The 24,677-nt window shown below is 43.7% G+C and carries 25 protein-coding genes, 1 riboswitch and 1 other annotated feature; of the genes, 15 read left to right on the top strand and 10 right to left on the bottom strand.

The features are described 5' to 3' along the window. Positions 1 to 52: 52 nt before the first annotated feature. The 7 genes from NSQ50_RS20775 to NSQ50_RS20745 form a co-directional block, all read right to left on the bottom strand. Positions 53 to 754 (bottom strand): 3-oxoacyl-[acyl-carrier-protein] synthase III C-terminal domain-containing protein, encoded by a 702-nt coding sequence (locus NSQ50_RS20775; protein WP_340949704.1) that lies wholly within the window; start codon positions 752 to 754, stop codon positions 53 to 55. Then, positions 754 to 1,035: a hypothetical protein gene (locus NSQ50_RS20770; protein WP_256717012.1), complete on the bottom strand. Its 282-nt coding sequence runs from the start codon at positions 1,033 to 1,035 to the stop codon at positions 754 to 756. Before NSQ50_RS20770 ends, NSQ50_RS20775 begins: the two co-directional genes overlap by 1 nt. A 54-nt stretch (positions 1,036 to 1,089) precedes the next feature. Beyond that, positions 1,090 to 1,533, bottom strand: a complete 444-nt coding sequence (locus NSQ50_RS20765) for a hypothetical protein (protein WP_248548483.1) — start codon at positions 1,531 to 1,533, stop codon at positions 1,090 to 1,092. Between the two features lie 112 nt (positions 1,534 to 1,645). Continuing rightward, positions 1,646 to 2,014, bottom strand: coding sequence for a carboxymuconolactone decarboxylase family protein (locus tag NSQ50_RS20760; RefSeq protein WP_036676184.1), 369 nt, complete (start codon positions 2,012 to 2,014; stop codon positions 1,646 to 1,648). Between the two features lie 10 nt (positions 2,015 to 2,024). Further along, positions 2,025 to 3,665 carry a thiamine pyrophosphate-binding protein gene (locus NSQ50_RS20755; protein WP_143760464.1) on the bottom strand — a complete coding sequence of 547 codons (1,641 nt, stop codon included), beginning with the start codon at positions 3,663 to 3,665 and terminating at the stop codon, positions 2,025 to 2,027. 155 nt (positions 3,666 to 3,820) lie between these two features. Continuing rightward, positions 3,821 to 3,917, bottom strand: a riboswitch (cyclic di-GMP riboswitch). 174 nt (positions 3,918 to 4,091) lie between these two features. Continuing rightward, the gene (locus NSQ50_RS20750; protein WP_036676188.1) at positions 4,092 to 5,342 is read right to left on the bottom strand and encodes a methyl-accepting chemotaxis protein; all 1,251 of its coding nucleotides are present in this window, start codon (positions 5,340 to 5,342) and stop codon (positions 4,092 to 4,094) included. Positions 5,343 to 5,463: 121 nt separating this feature from the next. Continuing rightward, the gene (locus tag NSQ50_RS20745; RefSeq protein WP_076127480.1) at positions 5,464 to 6,420 is read right to left on the bottom strand and encodes a helix-turn-helix transcriptional regulator; all 957 of its coding nucleotides are present in this window, start codon (positions 6,418 to 6,420) and stop codon (positions 5,464 to 5,466) included. 159 nt (positions 6,421 to 6,579) lie between these two features. Here NSQ50_RS20745 and NSQ50_RS20740 point away from each other — a divergent pair, with 159 nt between their 5' ends. After that, a complete protein-coding gene (locus NSQ50_RS20740; protein WP_036676191.1) occupies positions 6,580 to 7,413 on the top strand; it encodes an SDR family NAD(P)-dependent oxidoreductase in 834 nt (277 codons plus the stop codon). Positions 7,414 to 7,767: 354 nt separating this feature from the next. Here the strand turns inward: NSQ50_RS20740 and serA are convergent, their stop codons facing one another. Both serA and NSQ50_RS20730 read right to left on the bottom strand, forming a co-directional pair. After that, complete coding sequence (gene serA / locus NSQ50_RS20735) at positions 7,768 to 9,360, bottom strand: phosphoglycerate dehydrogenase (RefSeq protein ID WP_036676193.1); 1,593 nt, start codon at positions 9,358 to 9,360, stop codon at positions 7,768 to 7,770. 243 nt (positions 9,361 to 9,603) lie between these two features. Continuing rightward, positions 9,604 to 9,834: a binding site (T-box leader), on the bottom strand. 110 nt (positions 9,835 to 9,944) lie between these two features. After that, positions 9,945 to 10,850: a hypothetical protein gene (locus tag NSQ50_RS20730; protein ID WP_036676195.1), complete on the bottom strand. Its 906-nt coding sequence runs from the start codon at positions 10,848 to 10,850 to the stop codon at positions 9,945 to 9,947. Between the two features lie 115 nt (positions 10,851 to 10,965). On the opposite strand from NSQ50_RS20730, the gene NSQ50_RS20725 reads away from it, so the two are divergent. From NSQ50_RS20725 to NSQ50_RS20715, 3 genes are read left to right on the top strand one after another with little or no spacing between them, the layout of a single operon-like run. Next, positions 10,966 to 11,559, top strand: a complete 594-nt coding sequence (locus NSQ50_RS20725) for a CPBP family intramembrane glutamic endopeptidase (protein ID WP_036676197.1) — start codon at positions 10,966 to 10,968, stop codon at positions 11,557 to 11,559. After that, positions 11,556 to 11,960 carry a hypothetical protein gene (locus NSQ50_RS20720; RefSeq protein WP_036676199.1) on the top strand — a complete coding sequence of 135 codons (405 nt, stop codon included), beginning with the start codon at positions 11,556 to 11,558 and terminating at the stop codon, positions 11,958 to 11,960. The genes NSQ50_RS20725 and NSQ50_RS20720 overlap by 4 nt, the downstream gene beginning before the upstream one ends. Next, positions 11,954 to 12,796, top strand: a complete 843-nt coding sequence (locus NSQ50_RS20715) for a metallophosphoesterase (protein WP_051490906.1) — start codon at positions 11,954 to 11,956, stop codon at positions 12,794 to 12,796. Before NSQ50_RS20720 ends, NSQ50_RS20715 begins: the two co-directional genes overlap by 7 nt. Positions 12,797 to 12,947: 151 nt before the next feature. On the opposite strand, the gene NSQ50_RS20710 is transcribed toward NSQ50_RS20715, so the two are convergent. Further along, on the bottom strand, positions 12,948 to 13,811 hold the full coding sequence (locus NSQ50_RS20710) for a polysaccharide deacetylase family protein (protein ID WP_370511381.1): 864 nt from the start codon (positions 13,809 to 13,811) through the stop codon (positions 12,948 to 12,950). 103 nt (positions 13,812 to 13,914) lie between these two features. On the opposite strand from NSQ50_RS20710, the gene NSQ50_RS20705 reads away from it, so the two are divergent. The 11 genes from NSQ50_RS20705 (at position 13,915) to NSQ50_RS20655 (ending at position 24,617) form a co-directional block, all read left to right on the top strand. After that, a complete protein-coding gene (locus NSQ50_RS20705; RefSeq protein WP_036676200.1) occupies positions 13,915 to 14,286 on the top strand; it encodes a hypothetical protein in 372 nt (123 codons plus the stop codon). 234 nt (positions 14,287 to 14,520) lie between these two features. Continuing rightward, on the top strand, positions 14,521 to 15,135 hold the full coding sequence (locus NSQ50_RS20700; RefSeq protein WP_036676203.1) for a genetic competence negative regulator: 615 nt from the start codon (positions 14,521 to 14,523) through the stop codon (positions 15,133 to 15,135). A 153-nt stretch (positions 15,136 to 15,288) separates the two neighbouring features. Continuing rightward, a complete protein-coding gene (prsW, locus tag NSQ50_RS20695; protein ID WP_036676204.1) occupies positions 15,289 to 15,984 on the top strand; it encodes a glutamic-type intramembrane protease PrsW in 696 nt (231 codons plus the stop codon). 322 nt (positions 15,985 to 16,306) lie between these two features. After that, on the top strand, positions 16,307 to 17,665 hold the full coding sequence (gene ypeB / locus NSQ50_RS20690; protein ID WP_076223048.1) for a germination protein YpeB: 1,359 nt from the start codon (positions 16,307 to 16,309) through the stop codon (positions 17,663 to 17,665). Positions 17,666 to 17,799: 134 nt separating this feature from the next. Further along, positions 17,800 to 18,453, top strand: a complete 654-nt coding sequence (locus NSQ50_RS20685) for a flagellar brake protein (RefSeq protein ID WP_036676209.1) — start codon at positions 17,800 to 17,802, stop codon at positions 18,451 to 18,453. 206 nt (positions 18,454 to 18,659) lie between these two features. Next, positions 18,660 to 19,370, top strand: coding sequence for a (d)CMP kinase (gene cmk / locus NSQ50_RS20680; RefSeq protein ID WP_036676210.1), 711 nt, complete (start codon positions 18,660 to 18,662; stop codon positions 19,368 to 19,370). Beyond that, on the top strand, positions 19,367 to 19,954 hold the full coding sequence (locus NSQ50_RS20675) for a lysophospholipid acyltransferase family protein (protein ID WP_036676211.1): 588 nt from the start codon (positions 19,367 to 19,369) through the stop codon (positions 19,952 to 19,954). Before cmk ends, NSQ50_RS20675 begins: the two co-directional genes overlap by 4 nt. A gap of 175 nt (positions 19,955 to 20,129) precedes the next feature. Then, a complete protein-coding gene (gene rpsA / locus NSQ50_RS20670; protein ID WP_170914203.1) occupies positions 20,130 to 21,452 on the top strand; it encodes a 30S ribosomal protein S1 in 1,323 nt (440 codons plus the stop codon). A gap of 176 nt (positions 21,453 to 21,628) precedes the next feature. Continuing rightward, positions 21,629 to 22,954 carry a ribosome biogenesis GTPase Der gene (gene der / locus NSQ50_RS20665; protein ID WP_036676212.1) on the top strand — a complete coding sequence of 442 codons (1,326 nt, stop codon included), beginning with the start codon at positions 21,629 to 21,631 and terminating at the stop codon, positions 22,952 to 22,954. Between the two features lie 12 nt (positions 22,955 to 22,966). Beyond that, positions 22,967 to 23,584, top strand: coding sequence for a glycerol-3-phosphate 1-O-acyltransferase PlsY (plsY, locus tag NSQ50_RS20660; RefSeq protein ID WP_036676213.1), 618 nt, complete (start codon positions 22,967 to 22,969; stop codon positions 23,582 to 23,584). Continuing rightward, positions 23,577 to 24,617, top strand: a complete 1,041-nt coding sequence (locus NSQ50_RS20655) for an NAD(P)H-dependent glycerol-3-phosphate dehydrogenase (protein ID WP_036676214.1) — start codon at positions 23,577 to 23,579, stop codon at positions 24,615 to 24,617. The genes plsY and NSQ50_RS20655 overlap by 8 nt, the downstream gene beginning before the upstream one ends. Positions 24,618 to 24,677: the final 60 nt, after the last annotated feature.

The raw sequence follows: 24,677 nt of genomic DNA, 5'->3' as shown, positions 1-24,677 counted from the left end.
AAGCAGCAAGCTTAGGTGAATCCCTAGCTTGCCGCTTTTTGTTATACAGCTCCTAATATTCAATAACAAATGCTACATTTTGCCAACCGGCACCCACTGTCCAGAACAGGACTTTATCACCACGTTCGATCTTTCCAGTAGTTACAGCTTTATGTAGAGCAATAAATGGGCTGCTGGTAGAGGTATATCCGAATTCATCCCCTATGTATACCGCTACATTGCGATCAATGCCGACTTTCTCACACATCTCTAAGATATTAGGCAGTGAAAACTGTGAGAAGCAGGCTGCTTTAATGGCTTCAGGCGCGATATTGTTGTTAGACAGTAGAGTACGAATAGACTCAGAAGCAGCATCTATGCAAATGGAATTATCAAAAGGAATAAACTTCACATTAAACTCTCCAGCCGCTACACCTTGTTTACCCAGTTTAGCCAGGCCTGCGCACGGGAACTTGGAATTATCGCAAACACAAGGATCCGTTTGGTAGATAGAGTCAATGAAACCGACCACATCCTCAGCTTGTTCAAGAATGACTGCCGCCGCTGCATCACCGAAGTTAGCGTAATAGACTGGATCATTCTTATCGGCATGAGGGGTTACATAATCGGAGCCGATGACCAACGCTCGTTTAATCCTAGGATTCGCTTGCATCTGACGGCTAACCTGTTCCACAGAAGCCGTCATACCCGCACAATTAGCATTACTGTCAATGCAGATCGTATGGGATGCGCCTTTGATCAAACGGTGAATCATTAATGAGTTGGTAGGAAAGATATACTCAGGAGTTTGACTTGCATAGGCAATAAGGTCGATATCGGCACCTGTGACTCCAGAACATTCCTGGCAGCCTCAAAAGCCATCGTAAGGGAATTCTCATCCGCATCCTTAATACTATACCGTGTAATACGACCTAATGCGGATAATAGACCTCGAATATCAATGCCTTTTTCGTCAAAATGCTTAATGAAAAAGTCGTTACCAACTATATTGCTGGGATGATAGATATCAATGCCTTTAATACGAATTCCGGTCATAATACGCCTCCAGGAAAGCAGTAAAATGTGGCCTACATATTAAGATTAAAAGATCTAGACTGTAACCGCAGAAATGATCTCGATGTTATCGAGTCCAGCTTTACGGCCAAGACGGGAAAGCTGCATTTTGAGGATCGGGTTATTTTCAAGCGTTAGATTTACTTTTACAAATCCATCATTCTTAAACATTACAAAGCAGCTTTCTAAAAGAGGTACAACATCTGGTGCAGTTACATTTAGCTTTCTGCAGTCGATTTTTAGTTCATAGTCAGCTGGAGTAATTGGATTGATAGTTTGTTGATAAGCTTGAATAGATTTTAGACCATCTTCTTCAGAAAATGTTCCATCTAACTCAATGTTAATAACCTTGTTTGTAGTGTCTGTCTTCAAAACGAAACTTCCCATGCCTAAATCTCTCCCATAGATTGAATTTGTCCAAAACAGTTCGACTGCAATATCCAGCCATGTATATCCATTTAGCTGTTTTATAAAAGTCAAAATTCGACACTATACAGCAAGTAATGGGATATTCCGACTCTATTATAGGCATATTTTTCAAGTGTATGCAATAATAAAGTCGAATTTTGTATATTGTTGTCGAACTGTTGGGTTATTGGATTTCTTCTATGGTTGCAAGCAGGATATTAAAAGCTGTAATGATTCTAGGTGCCCCTATAACGGGTACTAAGTGTAATAGAATACCTTTAAGCTGTTCTACGGTAACTCCAACACGAAGGGCCATGACATAATGAACGCCCAACTGTTCGAATTGACCCATTGAAATTAAAGATGAAATGACTGCGATTTCCTTCCAGTCAGGGGCTATAGTATTACGTTGAAAAATATCGCCATAGGCATTCCCCATAATAAATTCAGCCAAGTCAGGGAAGTGGTCTTTAATTGGAGCTAGTGCTTTTGCGCCATAGTCTCCTGATAGATTCGTGAAGTGGTTGAGACCACTGTTGATATTTTCCTTCATGGTTAGCCTCCTAGTTTAGGTTCAAAGTACGGTGTGCAGTCGGAGGGACTTCATCACGGTCTGTTAGTAGTTCAATAACGGCAACATGGTTTAGAGCTACCGCATCTTTAATTGCAGCTGTGAATTCATCCGCATTCTCACATTTGTAGCCTTTAGCACCTAGAGATTCAGCGAATTTTACGGCGTCCATTGGTACTTCATATAGAGTTCCATCGATACGACCTGTGGTTTTCTCCATACCCTTAAGAGCCATATCTAGTTGCTTATTATTGACCACGATAAAGATGACAGGGATATCTTTGCAGACAGCGGTGTTAATCTCAGCGCCGAGCATCATGAAACAACCATCACCTGTAATGCAGAGGATAGTTTCTTCAGGAGCAGCAACTTTTGCACCAATAGCCATGCCGATCGAATTACCCATGCAAGCAAAATACGCATCAAAAACAAAGCTGCCCGGTTTCTTAACCTTGTACCATTTTGCAGCGTGGAATCCATGACTTCCATCATCAACGAAAATTGAATTATTATAAGGGATCAAATCACTTAAAGTGCTCATTACCGAAGCAAGGGAAAGATTCTTGAGGGTTGGAAGCTCTTCTGAATAATCCGCATCGGCCAAAGCCTCACGTTTGGTGATTGTGTTTGGGTCAATATGATTTAGGCAGTGCACCAAATTATCGCGCAGGTCCCCAGTGACCGGTATCGTTTTGGACAATAGTATTTTTCCGACAAAGGTTGGATCAATATCAAATTGAATTAAAGTTGCTGGATGATTCTCCCGTTTAAGATTACAGATGGTCATATCACTTAAACGTGATCCAAGCACTATAAATAAATCGCTTTTATTCAATAAATCGTCCCCGTGGGTCGAACCGCCAACGCCAATAGGACCATGATAGAGTGGGTGATCCCAGACTATAGCCCCTTTTCCACCTGGAGATGTTACTACAGGAATATTAAAAGTTTCTGCGAGTTGAACAAGCTCTTTATGTGCTCCGGAGCGGTTAATTCCTTTACCCGCAATAATCAAAGGATTCTTAGCAGCTTGAATAGCATCGATGACTCTATCGATATTAGCTTGACTAATTAGAGATTCTCTTTCTGGGATTACTATATTGCATTCTTCCAATACTTCAGTTTGTACATCAAAAGGAATACAAAGATGAACAGGACCCCGTTTGGTCAGGGCCACAGAAATCGCATGATTAAAAATAGTACCAAAGTGATCCCCACGTTCAACCAATTTACTGAACAAGGTGGCAGGTTTGAACATATCAGCTAAATCAGCCAGAAAAGAGGTGGAGTCCTGACATTGAGGAATTCCAAGCTCTGTAATGGATTGGTGGCCGGTAATAAATAGGACAGGTAGGTTGTTAGCTTTCGCATGTGCTGCTGCTGTAAGCAGGTTAGTTCCCCCAGGACCCGAAGTACCAAATGCTACGCCTAGGTTACCCGTTTTCAGCGCATACCCTGCTGCTTCGAATCCGGAGCTTGCTTCATGTCTGCCGGGAATAAATTCAATACCGTAATCCACCATCTTTAGAACTATTGGACAAATGGATTTGCCAATGATCCCAAAAGAATGGGTGACTCCAAGGTTACGTAGTGCTTCCGCCATGTAATCTGCGACTGTCTTCAAAAGAAACACCTCACAAGTTTTTTGATATATATTAGTTATTAATCTACCGAATAGATACGATAGATCAATATACTCAAAAAGTAAAAACCTGTGCTCTATAGTAAGCACAGGTTGGTGGCATAAGGCACCGCTAAGACTGAACAATAGTTCAGCCGTCCTGGTTCCTCTGCAACCTGGCAATCATGGCCTCAAACGAAAAAATGAGGCTGTAGATCCATGGTTTTGCGTCATCCTCTTTCGAGGATTTTGCCAATATTAATTTATAGTTGATAAGAATAATTTTCCTTTACAATATATTCCTCATTAATTTTTGTCAACATAATCCGCTAAAAAAACTCGAAATTTGACGAAAGTCTTGTCCAAGAGATGAAGTTTTGCCTCGCGAAAAAAACTGCCACCTAAGACTCAGCTTAGGTGGCAGTTGATAGTTTTGAACTAGAATTTAAAGATATGAATGGTTTTTTGCAGATTAAATACGGCCTGGGTCATTTTTTCCGTTTCTTCTGCAACAGACTGCAGGGCATTAATCTGTTCATTCATAGCCGCCGATACCTCTTCCGTGCCAGCAGCAGTTTCTTCGGTGATTGCTGAGATATTCTCAATTGCACTGGAAATTTTCAAGGCACTTTCTAGCATAAGATCACTCTCCGCAGAGAATGAAGAGATTTGCTCGGTAATGTACTGCACGCTTTGTACAATTTGTGCGAAAATATGGGCAGATTGAGTGATCATTTCATTCTGAACCTGCACAACCTCTTCATTGATGGCAATATTATCGATGGCTTGTTTAATATCTGACTCAATGCTGCGGACCAAGCCGAATACTTCTTTTGTGGATGCCGTAGATTCTTCAGCAAGCTTGCGAACCTCTTGAGCTACAACGGCAAAACCCCGACCATGCTCTCCGGCACGAGCAGCTTCGATGGAGGCATTCAGTGACAGCAGGTTGGTCTGCTCAGCGATCTCTGTGATGGTCTTGGTGATCATCGTAATCCCGCGGGCATTTTGTGAGAGAGCTTCAATAGTATCAGCCACTTTTTGTGTAGCCTCTATGTTTTTGCGCATGCCTTCAGCCTGTGTATCTACGGATTGGCGCCCTTGCTCAACAAGTTCTAAGGTATGTATTGAACGTCTGTTCATTTCTTTGGTGGAGTTCGTATAATTGGATACTTTGGTCTCAATGTCTTTAATGGATTCTGTCATATCAGCGATATCCGTAGATATTTCATTTGCACCAAGAGCGAGCTCAGTAGAAGAAGAGGCTACTTGTGCCATGACAATCTTCAGGTTCTGGTTCTTATCTTCGATTCCGCGGCTTGCATCCATAACTTGACGGGTGATCTGCGATGCATCGGTCAGAATCTTCTTGAGCTTATCAATCATTGTGTTAAAGGAGCGGCTTACGTCACCCATTGAGCCATTTTCGTCCGCTCTGCTAGTGAAATCGCCCTTCGAAATACTGTGAGATACATTAGCAATATCATCAAAAGATGATGTAAGCGTTCTCTCCACGAAGCGAGCAACAGGTAAAGTCAGACCTGCAAGAACAACTACTAGTATAATTCCTACGAGAAATTGACCTAGAATCATTAACGTAACTAAGACAGGAATAGCAAACAGTGCGGCAACGAGGTAACATCCGGCAACAATTCTTTGTTTTAACGGAAGTTTGTGCATCCAGCTCATTGGTAAAATGTCCCCCTTATTAAATTTTATGTAATGGTGTTATTATAGGGGATTTATAGGTCATTGGTCTATAGAGAAGTGTCATAAATCTTCTTTAAGTAGTAGATATTTAGAATTCATGTCAAAATTCCTCATATATTGTGGAAATTGTTTTAATAGCAGACTTTACCATCCCTACTAGTTCGATAGGAGCTAAAACAATAACTGAAGGAGAGAAAGAGAGTACGATACGACAGGCAGATTCTATAGCATTAAACTCGGCCTCCACGTTCATCCACCCAGTATTAGCAGAGGGTTCTACTAAAGTTATAGTTACATATCTTTCACGTTGTAATTCTTTAAGAATAGACTCATTCACCTTTAAGTTCACTACATATTTTGGCAGTGCTGCTTTAAAAGCTAAAGTCGATTGTTCCCAGTAGCTTTTTAAATCAAAAGCCTCAGGTCTGACAAATGATTCATAAGTTGCGTCAGCTTGTATTAATCTCGACACGCGAAAAGTCCGCATTTCACCCTCGGTTCGTGCCACTACATACCAAACTCCACGTTTTGCGACTAACCCGAGAGGTTCAATGAAACGCTCCTTCATCTCGTCATTCCGTGGGTAAGTGATCTTCACTTTACGGTCTTCCCAAACAGCTTCCTGCAAGACAGATAGGAACGGGTACGTCTCGTCGGAAGGGTGCCAGCTGGCACCATCAATATGAATGCGCTGGCTCAGGTAACTGGCTGGATTATTCGGCCTGGATGGGGAAGCAGCCTCCAGCTTGAGTACGGCAGAAGAAAAGTCGTTTTGTATACCCAGATCTTTTAAAATCGAGGAGTCTGCGGACAGCAGCAGAGTAGCAATCTCTGAGGGCTTCATACCCGTTAACGAGGTTCGGTATCCTTCCGTGAGCATCCAGCCCCCTTCGCGTCCCCGTTCGGCAAGAATCGGTATTCCTGCTGTACATAAGGCTTCCATATCTCTAAACACAGTTCGTTCAGACACTTCTAAGGTCTGGGCTAGCTCACGGGACGTCATCTTTCCACGATTTTGCAGCAAAAGTAAGATGGATAACAAACGATCGGCTCTCATTAAGGGAACATGCCTCCTCCTAATAAATGTTAGTCAGTTCTTAATTAATTATTATATTATATATGTCAGTTGATGTCATATTAAAGAATTATACTTATATAAGGTAAGGATTAAATATAGAACATTTAGAGAAAAACAAATGTAGAAAGGATTGAGAACATGACTTTAAAAGGAAAAGTAGCATTGGTCACCGGAGGCAGCAGAGGTGCTGGTAGAGGAATTGCATTGGAGCTGGCAAGGAAAGGTGCATTCGTTTATATTACGGGCAGAACGACAGAGGCCTCTGGCACAGGGCAAAGCAAGCGGAGCATTGATAACGTGCTTAGGGAAATAAAAGCGGAGGGAGGGTCCGGCAGCGCCATACGATGTGATCATACAAAAGATCAGGAGACAGAGACGGTCATTCGCCAGATTGCTTCAGAGCAAGGGCGGCTTGATATTTTAGTCAACAATGTATGGGGCGGCAACGATTTACTTATTGAGCAGAAGTCTTTCTGGGAGCTTCCAACAGCGCATTGGGACAATATGTTTAATGCGGGTGTGAGGGCACAGTTGGTAACAAATTATTACGCCATACCTTTAATGCGCGAGGCAAAAGCTGGCGGTCTAATCATCCACACAACCTTTTGGGATCATTACAAATATCTCGGAAACTTCTATTATGATCTTTCTAAAAATACACTTGTGCGCATGGCCTACGGGTTATCGATTGAGCTTAAAGAGGACAACATTGCAGTTATTCCTCTTACTCCGGGCTGGATGAGGACAGAGGCGGTGTTGGAGAGCATGAACACGGATGAGGAGCATTGGCATGAGGTTGAAGAATTGCAGATGACTGAATCCACAACCTATATCGGTAGGGCAGCCGCTGCTCTCGCAACCGATCCTGAGGTTATGTCTATGACCGGTCAACCGCAGCAGGTTGCTAAGCTCGCTGAAAAGTATGGATTTACCGACATCGATGGGCGGACTGTTCCCGCATTCTTAGTCTAAACAGCAAACTTGATCTGTTTGATCCCATTTCTGTGTACGAAGCAGTAAAGGACAGAGCTGATCTTAAATGCAGCATTTTCGTATATTTAGGACGCTATCGGTCCCCATAGATGCTATTGATAGGCAAAACACCTGATTTAGCTCTCTTTTTGAGGAATAGCGGCACTGGAGTCCGAAACACTGCTTCAAAGGTGAAGTTATTGCTTATAAGGCCATCTGGGTCCGTAAGTCTCCAGGGGAACTCGATTCGGTGTTGTAAATGAAGCCGAAATAGGTCGACGATCAACAACAAAAGCAGCGAAACTCCTATAAGGGGAGAGTCGCTGCTCTGTTGTTTGATTTCTATCTTATTGCTTACAGAAGAATGATTTCTTCGGCAGTGTTGATTTCTGGCAGGCCAGCAAGCTTCACAAGCACATGAGTAGGTACAGCTTTATCAACGGTCAGCAGCATGATTGCTTCGCCACCAACGATTTTACGTCCCACTTGCATGGAGGCGATATTGACATCATTTTCACCCAGCAATGTGCCCACAAGTCCGATAATCCCTGGTTTGTCGTTATGGGATACGACGATTTGATGTCCTTCAGGAGCGATATCAACTGGGAACTTGTTCACTTGAACAATTCTTTCTCCATAACCTTGCAGCAATGTTCCGGCTACGAGACGTTCTTGGTCGTGATCTGTTTTAAGGGTCACGGTAATCAGATTAGTGAACCCTTTAGTTTTGGAAGCTTTAGTTATTACTACATTAACGTCGCGTGTTTTTGCCAAGTGCATGGAGTTAACGATGTTAACATCCTCAGCGAAGTGGCGGGAGAGCACGCCTTTCACAATATAACGAGTAAGTGGTTGGGTATCGACATCTGACAGATCACCCGCATACTCAACATGGATTTCACGAATAGCACTATCTGTAATTTGGGTAACAAAGCTGCCCAGCTTCTCACCAAGTGTGAAGTAAGGCTGGAGTTTGTTCATTACGCTTGGAGCAACTGGAGGAATATTTACAGCATTGATGAACGGTTCATTACGCAGAATATGCAGTACTTGTTCCGATACATCGATCGCTACATTCTCCTGAGCTTCAATTGTAGAAGCGCCCAAGTGAGGAGTCACGATAATTTTTGGATGCGACAAGAATGGGTGATCTGCTTGTGGCGGCTCTTTTTCGAATACGTCAAATGCAGCGCCAGCAACAATACCGCTATCAATAGCTTCTACTAACGCCATTTCATCAATTACACCACCACGGGCACAGTTGATGATGCGCATTCCCTTTTTCATCACTTCAAATTGCGGGCGGGAAATCATATGGCGTGTTTCCGGAGTAAGTGGAGTGTGCACAGTAATGAAGTCTGCTCCGCGGACTACATCGTCAACGGAAGCTAATTTTACTTCCAGTTTCTCAGCACGCTCAGCAGTTAAGAAAGGATCAAAAGCAAGGATTTCCATGCCGAAAGCTTTGGCACGTTTAGCCACTTCGCTACCGATTCTGCCCATTCCCAGTACACCTAAAGTTTTGCCGCGAAGCTCTACACCCACGAAGGTTTTTCTATCCCAGGTTCCACCAATTGTTTTTGCATAAGCTTGTGGAATGTGACGGGCCAGTGCCATCATCATTGCAAAAGCATGCTCACAAGTTGTAATGGTATTTCCATCAGGAGCGTTGATAACAACAACCCCACGTTGAGTAGCAGCTTCCAGCTTGATATTATCTACACCCACACCTGCACGACCAATGACCTTTAAGTTTTTTCCAGCTTCGATAATTTTTTCAGTTACTGTAGTTTGACTGCGGACGAGTAGACCATCATATTCACCGATGATTGCAACGAGCTCATCTTCACTGAGACCTGTTTTTTTGTCTACAACTACATCTGTTGCGTCCATCAATTGCTGAATGCCCAAATCACTGATTGGATCCGATACTAATACTTTAAACATGGTTTCTTATCCCCCTTAAAGTTGAAAAGCTTTATATGTCGAGGACGCCCTGATGGGCAGTCCACAATACCAGAAGGTTCACGAACTAGTAGAGAAAAACATGTAATAATAGTAGATCAACGCGGTGTCGCACAAAAGAAACAGCGTGCAAGAGTACCGCGAAATCGGTAACTTTGGGCATAAGGTAGTATTTATGGGGGATTAGGGAATTAAAAAAACTCCCAACCCCATACTACTGCCGTAGTAAGGGACGAGAGTTATCTTCGTGGTACCACCCTAATTCACTGCAACTTGGAAGAAGCAGCCTCATTGGCCTGCATAGGCCACACTGTTAACGGAGTTGATCCGATTGTACCTACTTTAAGGTTCGATACAATATCTCAGGAGCGCTAAAGATAGCTGTTCGTCACCGGTTTGCACCAACCACCGGCTCTCTGAAGACTTCCAGGATCTTTGTTCCATCATCGGTTTTGAATGATTAATTTTTTCATAATGTAACACGGTATGCAAGTTGTGTCAATAGGCTTTACAAGTAGCGTTTCTTGAAGTGAACTTCATTTTTCGTTATGATTCAATAACTGGTTCTATTCAAAAAAGAACGGAAGCTGAGGGAGTGTCTCCCTGTTATAATACTGTTCCCGCCATTTTATAAAATCCTGTTCCTGCACAGCACCTGTAGAAATCAACAAGGTTACTGAGGACTGGATATCCGAAAGATTTAATGAGTTTGCAGTGCCTGAGTAAATCATATCGTCTATTTTAGCAGTGATGTCCTGAGGATCATAACCTGCAAAAATTCCGCGATTCAACATCATGTCAGCGATAGAAGCATTCTTCAAAAGAAGGGGCATTTTTTTCCACTGAATGAAAGACATCGTTTTTAGTTCGCCAGGTGCAGAAGGTATTTTCTGGTTTGTCTTAGAGCCCCATTTTAGCATAGAATCATAGAAGTTCTTTTGTGCTAACAGACCGTACTTCACGGCGCCAGTTGTAAATTCATCATTTTTCAATAACTTTGCGGTCTCTGCACCAGATGCACTAGTAGAGACTTTGCCGGAGGCCTTAGAAAATAAAGTTAAGCTTTTGAGTACATTGACCTGTGACTGATGTAATAGAGGAGAGTTAGTGAAAATAGAATCTTGATTAACTCTCTTATATTGCTGGTCTGCTAGAATACTTAGATTCTTCATTACTGCCGCATTCATACGAGCATCTGTGCTGCGCGCTAACTTATCTACTTGAATGTTCCAATTCCGCTTGAATTCCCGATAGGGCAAAAATACGTTATGATAGAAAGTAACCAGATCCTGCTGTTGATAAGAGCCCGTGAATTCTACTAAACCATTCATACTTGATTGATTGTCATATTTGGCTTCAGTTTTGTCTGCGCCAACCTTGACACCAGTAAAAAATGCGGCGAAGGCGCAAACTAGGAAAAACAAAAAAACTAGCGTGTATAACATTTGATTGCGGGACTTACGTTTGCTCATAATAAATGCTCCTTTTTCTGGGGGGATTATCCTATGTATTATGTATTGATAGCAACACTATGGACGGTTTCTCTCTCGGAGCTGCCCGAAAAAAATAAAGAACAGGCAGGTCACGATGAAAAAATTCAAATTTGGCGAGATTAAGGTTAAAAAGGTAGAACCAGGCCAGTTGACAGACCGTCTTCTGCTGCTCAATCTCTATATCACTCAGGGGCTCACATTAATTATCGGTTTGATATGGATATTATTTCAGAAAAGAAATCCTTTTCAGCTATTAATTATTCCAGAAAAAGTACATTTTGTGGCATGGGGCCTCGGACTTGCTGCTGCAATGCTAATTGTTGACTATTTATTGACACATATTGTCCCTGAGGAAAGCATGGATGATGGTGGAATAAACGACCTTTTATTTCGAAATCGCCCTGTGTGGCATATTATCGTCATAGCAGCAATTGTATCGGTATGTGAGGAGCTCTTATTCCGCGGTGCCATCCAATATTCCATTGGCCCTTATTGGACGAGTATAGTATTTGCTCTTATTCATGTCCGTTATTTACGTCACTTTGTACCTACCGGCTGGGTGTTCTTAAGCAGTTATGGTCTTGGATATATTTACATTCAATCGGGCAGCCTCTGGGCCCCTATACTATGTCACTTCTTCATCGACCTGATCTCAGGTCTGGTGATCCGCTATAGGAGGGAATCATGAGTGAGGAATTAAGCCGGGTAAAGTCTCGACAAAAACAACACAAAAGTGAAAGCAAACATCCTGGCAAAAGTAAAAAAGAGAAGCGGACTTCGGAGGCTGTAAAAAAGGCTACTCCTGAAAAGAAGTCTGCTCCTATAAAGAAAAATGCTACCGCTCGGGTCTCTACGGCAACTTTATCAAGAAAAGCTCGCCGCCCAGCAGGTTCTGCAAAGCGCTCTTCCACAGGAAGTAAAGAGAAGGACGAAGAATCTGCTCCTTCTCGTTCAGATACTTATTCTTCAGAAAAAGTTCGTCTAAGCAAGATGTTTGTGAACTCTTTGATTTTTATCTTTGTTATTTTGCTGATAGGGCTGCTTTGGTGGGGAATTGAAGGAGCGCCTCCACTGAGTACATTATGGTGAGTACATGGGCATGGGGAGTGGTCTTGGCCATTCTATTGATAGCTGCGGCTGTTGTCATAATCATGGTGATCAACGCGTTTAGAAACAGAATTATTACCGAGGAAATAATGCTAGATTCGCTACCTGAAGAGTTCGATGGATTTCGTATCTTGTTTATAACAGATATCCATCGCCGCCGCCTTCCGTCCGCGCTTCTGATGCCATTAAAGGGTGGAGTAGATGTTGTCTTTCTGGGAGGAGATCTAACGGAAAAAGATAGCCCTTTAAATCGTCTTGTCGATAATATGACTCTAGTTACTTCTATTGCATCTACCTATGTAGTGCATGGAAATCATGATTATCGGGCTAATATTACAAGGGTGGATGAGATTATTCAGGGCAGTGGTGCAAAACTGTTAATGGATGAAAATGTGGCTTTTGAACGTGAGGGAGCTAAACTTTGGTTAACCGGAATTGATTTTCCGAAAAATGGGGGTAAAACTCCATACCGTCCTTTTCCGCAATTAACCACAAACACTTCTGCTGAAGATACCTGTCGTATAATTCTTGTACATGATCCGCTTTGGTTGTCCAAGCGCCAAAGTGTGCCAGCGGACCTGATTCTGGCAGGTCATACGCATGGGGGCCAGGTGATCCTTCCGTTTGTGGGTCAAAGACATGTTGAGCATTTCTATCATAAATATGACGCTGGAAAGTTTAGTTGGCCAAGAGGTGACGGTTCCGCAAAAAATGCGCTGCTGCTGATCAGCAGAGGGTTTGGAACAGCACATCTGCCAATTCGCTGGGGCAGTCCTGCTGAAATGCATGTGCTGACACTGCGTAAATCAACCCAATAGTGCTTACTCTTTCCAGTAAGAAAAATAGGTAGCGTAAAAAAAGGGGGGTCCAAAGCCATGCAAATGGCTTTTGGAACCCCCTTCTATTTTTCGTTTGATTTGAAACATTTGCACTGACGAAGCAATTATCGGACATGTACGGATAATGAGATCAACGCATTTTTAGCTCAATGCTGCGCGGATCAACAAAGCTATATCCTTTGCCCTCAAGTGTAGTGAGCAGGGTATCCAGACCTTCAACGGTCCATGGTAGCTCATGCATCAGGATATTACTGCCAGAATGCAGCTGATCGGTAACATTGCTGATCAATTTTTCTGTCTTACCCGTTTCTTTTTCTTTCATTTCCCAGTCAAGAGAGCCTACAGACCAGGTCATGTATAACATTCCATTCTCGGCAGCGACCTTCTTGCCAACATCCCCGCCAGCACCATGTGGCGGACGGAAAAAGTGAGGAGCTTCTCCCAGCGTTTCTTTGACAATATTTTGAACATTTTCGATTTGCTTTTTAACCTCAGTATAGGACTTGTCTTTCAATACAATATGATCCCAGCTGTGGTTGCCGATAATTCCACCGCGGTTATGTATTAACTCCAGAAGCTCAGGATGCTCCTTAACACGATAACCATTCACGAAAAAGATGGCTTTAGCTTGATGTTTGTCCAGAACATCCATCAAAGGGTTAATCATTGCCGCATCTTTAGGACCGTCGTCAAAGGTGAGCAAAACCACTTTTTTATTTGTAGCTTCCTCATTAGGGACGATATCGTAATTTTTGTTCATATGGTACAGCAGTGGAATTTCAGCGGATGCTTCGCCCTTACTGGCAGTACTATTTCCTGTAGTACCTCCATCTGCTGTTGCTTCAGGTGATGGCGCCGTAGTTTCTGCGCTTTGTGTAGCTGCCGCCGTGGGCGGATTGTTTGAGGCATTTGTTTCCTTAGCTGTATTTCCATTTGCACCGCTGTTGCCACAGGCAGTAAGCAACAAGGTAGCCAATAGGAGCACTGATGTCATTTTACCCACTTTTTTCAACTCGCTTTCTTGTTATTAGGTTGTATGAGCCGGAATCTTTCCGCGAACACTAAACATGATTTTACCATACAAGGAGGCTGGAAATATGAATACTTCGTCATTTTTATGCGGGGTGCTGATGGGCGCCGCAGCCAGTATGATTATGTCCAAAAAGCGGAATTCTTTAATGTCTTCGCTAGGGCAATCGGGTGGTTCCATGAGTGGAGCTGCAGATAAAGCAAAAGAAAAAATAATCGGTATGGCCACGACTGGTTTTGGTAACACTGCTGTTTCAAGCAGTAATGCTCAAAGTAACGGTTCAAGTAGCGGAACCACTGAGCATAAGACTGAATCACCAGTGAAGTCGAAGGAATCCAATCTTAAATTGTTAAAGGAATTCATTCGCAGCAATCCTGAAGTGAAGAGCGAAGTAGAGCAGATTCTTAAAGAAACGCATACAACCATACCGGGATTGTAACCGTAAAGGACTCCATCAGAATCATTTTGGGGATGAAATATTCCGCAGAATGATTCTTTTTTATTATTCAGGGCTCTGAAAATGGTTTATTCAATAGAGAGGATTTTATATATTTATTTACGTGCATTTATCTCGGCAAAATGATAACATACTTACATAGTAACCATTTTTGGCTCATTACTCGGGACTCATCATACATTATAATAAATGAGCTTGCAAAAGGAGGATCCTGTCATGAGAATAGAGCGATTAAGTCAAGATAAGATACGGATTTTCCTCACTTTTGACGACCTGAGCGAGCGGGGCATCCAGAAGGAAGACATGTGGCAGGAAGTTCCTAAGGTTCATGACCTGTTTACGGAGATGATGGATCAAGCATATAGTGAACTAGGTTTTGATGCCACGGGTCCGCTTGCCGTAGAAGTTTTCGCATTGCCCGCGCAAGGTATGGTCGTTATAGTGACCCGAGGAAAATATGATCACCATCAGTACGGTGCGTCCGGGGAAGAAGAATTGCCAGAAGAGATTTATGAAATGGAAGTTACTCTTGAACAAAGCGACTCCATTGTATATGCATTCCGCGATTTCGAGGTTCTGGTTGAAGCGGCCCATGTGCTCATCGGTAATATTACTTCCCAGGGGAAACTGTATTCTTATAACAATAAATGGTATCTGTATTTCGATCCAAAGGAATTTGAAGAAACGGCGTTGTCAGGTCTTGTTGGCGTACTAGCTGAGTTTGGAGATTCCTCACCGGTCACAGAAGCTGTTCTCGATGAATATGGGAAAACAGTGATGCCGGAGAATGCGGTCCAGTTATTGTGCACTCATTTTAAGCGTCAGGAGTAATTAGGCAAGATCTAGGGGCTGATGACCATTGTTTAGGCCGATCAGCCCTAGTCTTGTTGTTGGTGATATGTCGGTCATTCTTGTATCAAAGTTATCATCTACCTTGCTGTGTAACGGCAGTAATAGGGTTTAGGGGTGTAGGGAGGTTATTCGGTGCTCGTGTTATCGGTTATTTCGTCGGCAGTGGCGCCGGGACTTGCTCTGTTGACCTTTTTTTATCTGAAAGACAAGTATGATCAAGAACCGCTTCATGTAGTCATTAAAGTATTCTTGCTCGGCCTTCTGATTGTGTTTCCTGTCATGATCATTCAGAGAGGGCTGATGCTGGGACTAAATGGCGGTCCGTATGTGGAGTCGTTTCTCATATCCGCTGGCGTGGAAGAATGTCTAAAATGGTTTGTGCTTTACCATATGATTTACAATCATACCGAATTTGACGAGCCATATGATGGGATACTATACGCTGTGGCGATTTCGCTCGGCTTCGCAACAATAGAAAATGTAATGTACGCTTGGTATAGCAACGCTTCAATCGGATCAATGTTTCTGAGAGCACTTCTTCCGGTTTCTGGACACGCTATGTTTGGTGTGATCATGGGCTACCATATGGGGAGGGCGAAGTTCACAAAAGGTGTTAAGACCCGGAGAATTCTGGTTTTTTCGCTACTGTTGCCATGGATGTGGCATGGGATATATGACTTTATTTTGAGTACGACAGCTAACTATTGGATATGGTTTATTGTGCCTCTGATGGCTATCCTATGGTATGGAGGTATGGGAAAGGTAGCTAGGGCCAACAGCCGTTCTCCTTTCCGCTTTCTGAAACGTGAAGAAGAGGTTAACCTATAATCGAGATGGACACACTTATATTCGAAGGGCAGTTCCTAGTAAGGAATTCCAGAGAGGAGAGAGGTGTCTTTTTTTGCGTATAAAAGTACGTATCGTTTGCAAACAGTGCGGTGAGACCTACATATTAAGAGGGATTAAAGAGCATGGTATCATTCAAACCGGCTTTAAACAATGCCTTTGCAGTAATAGCAGTGGCTTTGAGATTGAAGAAAGAGCATGAGCGGACGTTATAGTCACATGGTGTAGCAACTTCAGTGCATAAGACTCCTAGTTTATTGTCAAACTAACGCCAATAAGCTATCGAAAGGAGTCTTGTAGCCCTATGTACAAAAGATTAAGTGCTGTAATGTTCCCGCTGACCGCGCTGCTGCTGATTGGTGCGCTTGTGTGGGGTTATCAGGAGAACCAGGAGAAGAATTCAATACTAATTAAGGCGGAAAACCAATATCAACGCGCCTTTCACGATTTGTCCTATCATGTGGACCGTCTTCATGGTGAGCTTGGAAATACGCTTGCGGTTAATTCTGCTTCTAACGGAATGCACCGCAAAGGACTCGTCAATGTGTGGCGGATGACCAGTGAGGCCCAAAATGAGATTAATCAGCTGCCGCTGACCTTGCTGCCATTTAGCAAAACAGAGGAGTTTCTGTCCAAAATCTCCAACTTTTCTTATAAAGCCGGGATTCGTGACTTCACTAAAAAACCTCTGACAGATGGAGAATTGAGTAATCTAAAAGCATTGTATAAGAACTCGGGAGAAATCTCTAAGGATTTGCAAGAGGTACAGAATAAAGTCATTGGCAACCGGCTGCGCTGGATGGATGTTGAAACGGCATTGGCAACAGAAAATAAAGCGGAGGACAACACGATTATTGACGGTTTCAAAACGGTGGATAAACGTGTTGGCGCATACCCTGAGCTAGACTGGGGCCCTTCAGTAGCAAGCATTTACGATAAACGTTCCGTCAAAATGCTCGGAGGTAACCCCGTGACTGCCGAAGACATCAAACGTAAGGCATTGAAGTTCGCGGATGCGGGCTCCAACGCTAAAGTCGATGTTAAAGAAAATGGGAAGAACACCGAATGGCCATCCTATACGGCAACAGTTAGTGGTTCGAATGAAAAGCACACCATCAGTATGGATTTCACAAAAAATGGCGGATTGCTGATCTCTTATTATGATAACCGTGAGATTGGACCTGCCAAGGTAGCTATTAAAGAAGCAGTTACCAAAGCCGAGAAGTTTCTTGAGAAAAAAGGATATCCCCATATGACTGCAGTTAGCGCTGATCGTTATGATAATATCGGGAATTTGACCTTTGTGACCAAACAGAATGATGTATTGATTTATCCTGAAAAAATGACTATTCGTATGGGGCTGGATACAGGTGATACCATCGGTTTTGAGGCCAGCGAATATGTTAAAGAGCATAAGGACAACCGTCAGCTTCCAAAACCAAAGCTTACTCTTGCTGAGGCGAGAAAATTTCTGAATTCTGATTTCAAGGAGCAATACAATCGCTTGTCCTGGATTAAAAATGATGATTCCGTCGAGGTCTTGACTTACGAGTTCGGTGGAGGGGTCAATGGCTCAAAGTATCGTATTTATATTAACGCTGAGGATGGAATTGAAGAGTCTGTGGAAGAAATCAGACCTTCTTCGGGGTCTGAGGCAAAATAAAAGGGAGGGCGCATCCAGCAGTTGGGTGCGTCCCTTTTTTTTGCAATATCTATAAAATATATCTGACTGGCTGATATTCCCATGCTATAATCAGGCTTAGTGATAATTACTAAACTGATGTGGCGGTGACATCTTTGTATCCTAAAATTAACGAATATCTATACATACAGGTTGCTTCCAGTGACGCTGCTGAAGCAGAAGTTGAATATAGATCAAGAATTGCAGAGACGGAAGAAGACGCATTTCTGATTGAAATTCCTATGCAGGAGAGCAATGGTCGTCTAAAAAGGCTCTTTATGGGGGACGAGCTTTCGGTCTATTTTTTAACTGAGGGTGGCATTAAAAATTACTTTAATACTTATGTGCTGGGCTTTAAAGAAGATGTAATTCGTATGGTCAGGATTCAAAAGCCGGAGACAGATTCGATATTTAAGATCCAGAGAAGAAGCTTTTTCCGAGTGAATGCTGATCTAGAGCTTGCTGTGAAGGATAGCCTTGGCAAACGGTTCCTGGTTCGTACAGATGATATTGGTGGCGGAGGAATCTCCTTTTTGGTGGATAACCAGGTTAAGCTGGAGGTTGGTAATAAATTGTCCTGCTGGGTACTGGTTCCTTATCGAAACGGAAGCACGGAGCATGTCAATTTTGAAGGTGAAGTAGTGCGCATTAAAAAGCTTGAGAATGGACGTCTTTTAGCCATGTTGAAATTTGTCGCTATTTCAGATTTGGAACGCCAGAAAATTATCCGTTATTGCTTCGAACGTCAGTTTGATTTCCGCAACAGATAAGCATTTTTAACAGCTCTATTAAGCTGTCTGATTTTGCACTGAAGTATAAACTGTGGTATAATTTTATAAGTCGCAGGCAATGCCTGCTTTTTTCTTGATAATATCATCAAGCATAACAATTTATGTGTGCTCCTTGATATTGCAGGAATAGTTTTCGTAACGCTAGATGTTTTTTTATGAAAGAGTGTTTGAGGAGGAATGCCCCGTTGGATAGGCAGGGTACACATACTTATGACAGAATAAACGTCGCCATCGACGGACCTGCCGGGGCAGGCAAGAGCACTGTAGCCCGATTGGTAGCCCAGAAGTTGTCTTATATCTATGTTGATACTGGTGCAATGTACCGGGCAATCACCTGGTATATGATCCAAGAAGACATTGAACCGGAAGATCAGCAGCGAGTGAACGAGAAGGTTCGCGACATGGTGATTGAACTTATTCCGGAACGAGACATTCAGAAGGTGCTGATTAATGGGGAAGACGTGACCCCACATATTCGGAGCCTTCAGGTTAGCGGCCTTGTGTCGCAGTATGCGAAGATCGAGGATGTAAGATCCAGACTGAGTCAATTGCAGCGTCAGATGGCGCTTCGCAAAGGCGTGGTAATGGATGGCCGCGATATCGGTACAACCGTGCTGCCGGATGCCGAGGTAAAGATTTTTATGACGGCAAGTGTGGAAGAACGAGCTCTCCGTCGTTATAAGGAACTGAGAGACGCGGAATCGGTGACGCTTCAGCAGCTTGAACACGATATTGCAAAGCGGGACCGTCTGGATGAAGGACGGGAGATTTCACCGCTGCGCCGTGCAGAGGATGCTATTCTTCTGGATACGACCTTAATGAATATCGATCAAGTTGTGGAGGCCATTGTATCCCACTGTAGATCTCATGTTGACGGGGAGAGAAATCATTTATGATTTATGCAATTTGTGTTGGATTGCTTCGCTTGATTTACGCAATCCTTTTCCCGCTTAAGATTGTGGGGAAAGAAAATGTGCCAAAGGAGGGCGGGGTACTGCTCTGCGCTAACCACATTAGTCTGCTTGATCCAATGACTATTGGAATTAAGCTGGACCGTCAGGTAAAGTATATGGCTAAGGCTGAACTGTTTGAGGTTCCGGTGCTCGGCTGGCTCATTAATAAATTGGGTGCTTTTCCGGTGAAACGTGGCGGCGTAAGCAAAGAATCCATAAAAACGGCCCTTAACACACTTCGTAATGGTAATGTCATGGGTATCTTCCCGGAGGGTACGCGTAACTCTGATGCCGGAGTGGCCAAGAAGGGTGCTGCTAGCTTTGCACTTCGAAGTGGCGCAGCAGTTATTCCAGCGGCTATTATCGGCCAGTATAAACCTTTTCGACGCATGGTCGTTGTCTACGGTGCTCCTGTAGACCTTAGTCAATTTGCCGGTGCGGGGAGCGAATCTCTCGAGGCTGTTACCGATGTCATTATGGATCGCATCCGTGAGATGAAAGAGACAGGTAAACCAAGTGCTAGTTAAGGGATGAGCAGAGCAATAAATTTTGCTCAATGTTTTGATTAAATAACGGCATAGCCGCTATTTTTTGGAACATACTATCATCAAGTGTAAGTGGCAATATCAAGCATTGCTTGTTTTGAACTCTGCTATACGCAGGTTTAAATAAATGGGGTTTTGAATCGAGGAGGCTAATCACATGTCTGAAGAAATTAAAAATCAGGAAGCTGCGGAAAAGAATGAATCCGTAGAAGCGGTGGATTCCGCTGTGACAGAAAATAACGGAGCTGTAGAAGAAGTTGCTGCCGTTAACGAAGAAGAAGTGACTAACCAAGCTGACTTGGAAATCATTTCTCTGAAAAAAGGCGATACCGTGAAAGGAACAATCGTCAAAATCGAAGATAACCAAGCTTATGTAAGCATTGGATATAAATACGACGGTGTGATTCCAATTCGCGAATTGTCCGCAGTACAACTGGACAACGCTGCTGCAGCAGTAGAAGTTGGACAGGAAGTAGAATGTAAAGTTGTCAGCATCAACGACAACAAGGAAAGCCTTGTTCTTTCCAAACGTGCAGTTGATAGTGAAAAATCATGGGAAGATCTTGAGAAATACTTCGCTTCCCAAGAAGCTTTCGAAGTTACTGTGGCTGACGTTGTTAAAGGCGGCCTAGTAGCTGATGTTGGAGCTCGTGGATTTATTCCAGCTTCCATGGTAGAGCGTCATTTCGTTGAAGATTTCAGCGATTACAAAGGCCGTACCTTGCGTGTTAAAGTGAAAGAACTTGACCGTGAGAACAGCAAAGTAATCTTGTCTGCTAAAGAAGTTCTTGAAGAAGAATTCGAAGCTAACAAGCTGAAAATTATGGCTGAGCTATCTGAAGGCCAAATCATCGAAGGTACAGTACAACGTCTGACTCAATTCGGCGCATTTGTTGATGTGGGCGGAGTTGACGGTCTTGTACACGTATCTGAAATCGCTTGGAGTCACGTAGAGAAACCTTCTGATGTAGTATCCGAAGGTGATAAAGTACGTGTTAAAGTATTGAAGGTTGATCCTGAAAAAGGAAAAATCAGCCTGAGCATCAAAGCTGCTGCTCCAGGTCCTTGGGACTCTGCTGCTGGCGAAATCAACATCGGTGATGTTGTAACAGGCGTTGTAAAACGTCTTGTGAACTTCGGAGCGTTCGTAGAATTGCTTCCGGGTGTGGAAGGTCTTGTGCACATCTCACAAATCTCCCACAAACACATCGCTACTCCACACGAAGTATTGAAAGAAGGACAAGAAGTTCAAGTGAAAGTTCTGGACTTCAATCCATCCGAGAAACGTGTTAGCCTGAGCATCAAAGAAACTGAAGAAGCTCCAGCTCCATCTGCTAGACCTGAACGCAGCAATAGCAGAGACAGAGCTCCTAAAGAAGTTCTGAACAACCCTAACGTTTCCCTTAGCAACGAAGGCCTTAGCTTTACGCTTGCTGAACGTTTTGGTGATAAGCTGGACAAATTTAAGGGTAATAACTAATCCCTAAACGAGCTTTTGAATATACGGGTAAAGTAATCGGCGAGCCCTCGATACGGGGGTTCGCCGATTGTCTTTTTTTCGGAACCGGCAGGATTGATGAGAGTTAACATGATTGTTAGCCAATTTAAATGTTTTTTGCTATGATGAGTAACGTAAGGATGACAGGAGGAATGAATATGGCAAGACCCGTTGTGGCAATCGTTGGGAGGCCTAACGTCGGGAAATCGACGATATTTAATCGGCTGATTGGCGATAGATTAGCCATTGTAGAAGATAAACCGGGGATTACACGTGACCGGATTTATGGTATTTCAGATTGGAACGGTAAGTCGTTCAGTGTGATTGATACCGGAGGTATTGAAATTGATGGAGAAGACACAATTCTGAAATCAATCCGCGTTCAAGCGGAGCTGGCGATTGAAGAAGCGGATGTTATTGTATTTATGTGTGAGGCAAAGAGTGGTGTGACGAATTCAGATGAAGAGGTAGCTCAGATTCTGTTCCGTTCAGGTAAACCGGTCGTTCTTGCCATCAACAAAGTGGATAATATGAAGCGTGCGGATGATATTTATGAGTTCTATAGCCTTGGTTTTGGGGATCCAATCGGAATTTCTGGTAGTCACGGAACCGGACTCGGCGATTTGCTAGATGCTGTAGTTGAGCGCCTACCTGAGAAAATAGATGATGAATACGATGAGGATGTCATTCGTGTAGCTTTGATTGGCCGTCCGAATGTAGGGAAATCCTCTTTGGTCAACGCGATTTTGGGCGAAGAACGTGTTATCGTCAGTGATATTGCAGGGACAACAAGAGATGCTATCGATACTCCTTTTGAACGTGATGGGCAACGTTATGTGCTTATCGATACGGCAGGTATGCGTAAAAAAGGCAAGGTATACGAGAACATTGAGAAATACAGTGTTATGCGTGCTATGCGTGCGATTGAACGGGCTGATGTGGTCCTCGTTGTAATTAACGGCGAAGAGGGCATCATCGATCAGGACAAGCATATTGCTGGTTATGCACATGAAGCTGGTAAAGCATCTATTTTTGTTGTGAACAAATGGGACGCCATTGTGAAAGACGATAAGACTATGCAAAACTTTGAGACTAAGATTCGTGACCATTTCTTGTTTATGAGTTACGCACCGGTTGTCTTTTTGTCGGCCTTAACCAAACAGCGTTTGCAAAAACTGCTGCCTGTTGTACAGCATGTATCTCAACAGCACGCACTGCGCATTACTACACATTTGGTGAACGACGTTGTATCTGATGCAATCGCGATTAACCCTCCACCAACTGACAAAGGCCGTCGCTTGCGTATTAACTACGTAACGCAGGTTGCGGTGAAGCCGCCTACGATTGTGGTGTTCGTGAATGATCCATCGCTGATGCACTTCTCCTATGAACGTTATCTGGAGAATAAAATTCGCGCAGCGTTTAATTTCGAAGGAACACCAATCCGTCTCTTTACACGGCGCAAATCCGAAAACGAAGGTTAGGGGAGAAGAAGTGTGGCGCTTGAACTTCTGGTTATCGTTGTAAGCTATTTGCTTGGTTCTGTCAGCTTTAGTGTACTGCTTGCAAAGTTGCTAAAGGGAATTGATATCCGTCAATACGGAAGCGGAAATGCGGGGGCTACCAATACACTGCGTGTATTGGGTAAAGGTCCTGCAATATTAGTGCTGTTGCTGGATGTGCTGAAAGGGGTTGCCGCTGTATGGTTAGGAACCTGGGTCGGCGGATGGGGAACCTGGGTTCCGGCTCTTTGCGGAATCGCTGCCATCATCGGACATAATTGGCCGCTCTATTTTCGTTTTCGTGGGGGGAAAGGCATTGCTACTACGATCGGTGTTATGGCTACGCTTTGTTTATGGCCAGCGCTGCTCGCCGGTATCATCGCCATCCTGTCTATCTTTATCACACGTTACGTGTCCCTTGGCTCATTAATTTTTGTAGCACTGACACCAGTGGCTTTATTGTTGACAGGATTTACACAACCTGTGCTCTGGACCAGTATTATTATTGCGGTCTTCGCCTTCTGGCGGCACCGGACGAATATTGTAAAGATCGTAGAAGGCCGTGAGAACAAGATAGGCTCAAAAGTTAAAGGAGGGAATCGTGTTGTCTGATAAAGTTACCGTACTTGTAGCGGGGAGCTGGGGAACTGCGCTGGCTAGTGTGCTGGCTGCAAACCACTCGGAAGTTTATCTGTGGACACGCAACTCTGATCAAGCTGCCGAGATCAATGGCTCTCATACGAATAATAAGTATCTACCTGGCATCGCTCTGCCAGCTAACATTATTGCAACTACGGATATGGAAACGGCAGTGTCCGGTTCTAAGGCGGTTGTAATTGTGGCTCCGTCTTCAGGAATGCGGCAGGTTGCTCGCAGTCTGAAGCCATTCTGGAAGGATGACATGTTATGTGTCCATGCTACGAAGGGCTTTGAGTCGGAAAGCAATAAGCGGATGTCTATCGTAATTGCAGAGGAACTGGGCTGTGACGAAGGGCAGATCGTTGTGCTCTCCGGTCCAAGTCATGCAGAGGAAGTTGTACGTCTGTGCCCTACAACAGTTGTAGTTGCTTCACCTGATGACAAGCGTAGCGCCGAAGCGCAGGAATTGTTCATCAACAACGATTTCCGTGTATATACGAATCGTGATCAGGTTGGGGTAGAGCTTGCCGGTGCTCTTAAGAATATTATTGCCCTTGGTGCAGGCCTATCCGATGGCCTTGGATATGGGGACAATGCTAAAGCAGCGCTTTTAACCCGTGGACTCGCTGAGATCTCTCGGGTGGGAGTTGAGCTTGGAGCCAATCCTTTGACCTTTGCCGGCCTTGCCGGAATTGGCGATCTTGTTGTGACAGCTACTAGTCAGCACAGCCGTAACTGGCGCGCTGGGTCCATGCTTGGTCAAGGTAAGCCGCTGGCCGAGGTGCTGGAATCCATGGGGATGGTAGTCGAAGGTATTCGTACTACCGAAGCAGCTTATGCAATTTCGCTCAAACTGGGTGTGCAGATGCCGATTACGGATCAGATTTATCATGTGCTCTTTCAAGGAAGAAGCCCACGCAGTGCAGTTGAAGCCTTGATGGGTCGTGATCGTAAACCTGAGCTTGAGTCGATCTCCCAGGAAACTTGGGAGCAGTGGCATTCCTGATCCTGTTCACCTTTTTCCGCAAATTCTCATATGTTGTAATGGGGATTGACGGAGGAGGGA

Source organism: Paenibacillus sp. FSL R10-2788 (assembly GCF_038003885.1).
Lineage (GTDB): Bacteria > Bacillota > Bacilli > Paenibacillales > Paenibacillaceae > Paenibacillus_AQ > Paenibacillus_AQ odorifer.
The sequence above is the reverse complement of the archived record's forward strand: the minus strand, read 5'-3'. Positions and strand labels throughout refer to the sequence as shown.